The sequence below is a fragment of the Dactylosporangium cerinum genome (genome assembly GCF_042653625.1).
Classification (GTDB): domain Bacteria; phylum Actinomycetota; class Actinomycetes; order Mycobacteriales; family Micromonosporaceae; genus Dactylosporangium; species Dactylosporangium cerinum.
The window spans coordinates 1-1,769 of record NZ_JBHSIU010000142.1; the positions used below are offsets into that span (position 1 = coordinate 1).

Sequence of the window (1,769 nt, forward strand, 5' to 3'; positions counted from 1 at the left end):
GTGTGAGAGATGGAGGTAGGTCCTCCGGGATCGCCCTGCAGGGGGAGGTTCCAAACCACCGCAGGCTGCGTCGGTGAACGGCCGTTCGTGGTGAGCGCTGCGGGAAAAGGCGCGGCGATGATCGCGTCAGGTGTGGGTCAGGAAGGCGAGTGGAAGCGAACCGCTGATGACGTGTCGTAACAAACATCAATGGCGTCGAAACCGGGGCGGCAGTCAGGTCCCGGGAGGAGTCTGGGGGGAGCCTGCTTACTGCCCAGATGGCGTCCGGCATGAAGGCGGCGCGAGCCTGGCCCGGGCTCTTGCACGGAACGTGAGAACCTGTCGCCCCGACACTGTCCCTGGCGTGGTTGGCCAGGGGCGAGAGGGAGTTCCCCAAGCGGCGACAACCGTGAGGGGTCGAGTACCGTCGCGGGGCACGGGGGCAGACCGTCTCGTAGTAGTGATGAAACCCGGTAATGCGGGTGGAGCGAAGGGGACGGGTCACCCTGGTTTGCTTGGTGGCCAACCGGCGTTGCCGGGAGGAGCCAGGTGAGCGAACCGAAGTCGAAGTCGTTTGCTATTTCCAAGCGGGTGGTCTTTGAGGCGTATCGCCGGGTGAAGGCCAACAAGGGGGCGGCCGGGGTCGACGACGAGTCGGTCGCAGCGTTCGAGGTGGACCTGAAGGACAACCTCTACAAGCTGTGGAACCGGATGTCGTCGGGCTCGTATGTGCCGCCGCCGGTGAAGATGGTCCAGATTCCCAAGCCGGGGGGCAAGGGGGTCCGGGTTCTCGGCGTGCCGACTGTCGCGGACCGGATCGCGCAGACCGTGGCGGCCATGTATCTGGAGCCGAGGGTGGAACCGATGTTCCATCCGGACTCCTACGGGTACCGGCCGGGCCGGTCGGCGCTGGACGCGGTGGCGGCGTGCCGGGAGCGCTGCTGGGGAACCGATTGGGTGATCGATCTGGACATTCAGGGGTTCTTCGACAACCTCGATCACGAGCTTGTGGTCAAGGCGGTGGCGCACCATCTCGACCCGGACCAGCGGTGGGTCCTGTTGTATGTGCGGCGGTGGCTGCAAGCGCCGCTGCAGCAGCCGGACGGCACGCTGGTGAGGCGGGATCGCGGCAGCCCGCAGGGCTCGGCGATTTCGCCGTTGTTGGCGAACCTGTTCATGCACTACGCGTTCGACGCCTGGATGGCCCGGGAGTATCCGGCCGTGCGGTTCGAGCGGTACTGCGATGACGTGGTGATCCACTGCGAGACGGGGCAGCAGGCGGAGCAGGTCCGGGACGCGGTTGCGGCCCGGCTGGCCGAATGCGGTGGCCTGCGCCTGCATCCGGACAAGACCCGGATCGTGTATTGCCAGGACGGCAAACGCCGCGGCGCCTATGAGCACCGGACGTTCACGTTTCTGGGGTTCACGTTTCGGTCACGACGGGTGCGGACCAGGGCCGGGAAGTTCTTCTTCTGCGTCAACCCGGCCGTGTCTGACGAGGCCGGGAAGCGTATTCGCCGTCAGGTTCGTTCCTGGCGGCTGCATCGGCGCAGCGGATCCACCCTCGGTGACCTCGCACGGCAGATCAACCCGATCGTGCGGGGATGGATCAACTACTACGGGCGGTTCTACAAGTCCGAGTTGGTCTACGTCCTCAAGAGGATCGACCACTATCTGATGCGGTGGGCCACCCAGAAGTTCAAACGACTGCGTCGCCGTCCGGGCCGGGCGTGGGAACGGCTGCGAGTAATCGCCAGCCGGTACCCGAAGTTGTTCGCCCACTGGCAGTT

The 1,769-nt window shown here is 65.7% G+C and carries 1 protein-coding gene; it reads left to right on the top strand.

What is annotated here, in order from left to right; all coding sequences use genetic code 11:
• Positions 1-528: 528 nt before the first annotated feature.
• A partial coding sequence (gene ltrA, locus ACFPIJ_RS64395) for a group II intron reverse transcriptase/maturase (RefSeq protein WP_380129448.1) occupies positions 529-1,769 on the top strand: 1,241 nt, incomplete at its 3' end.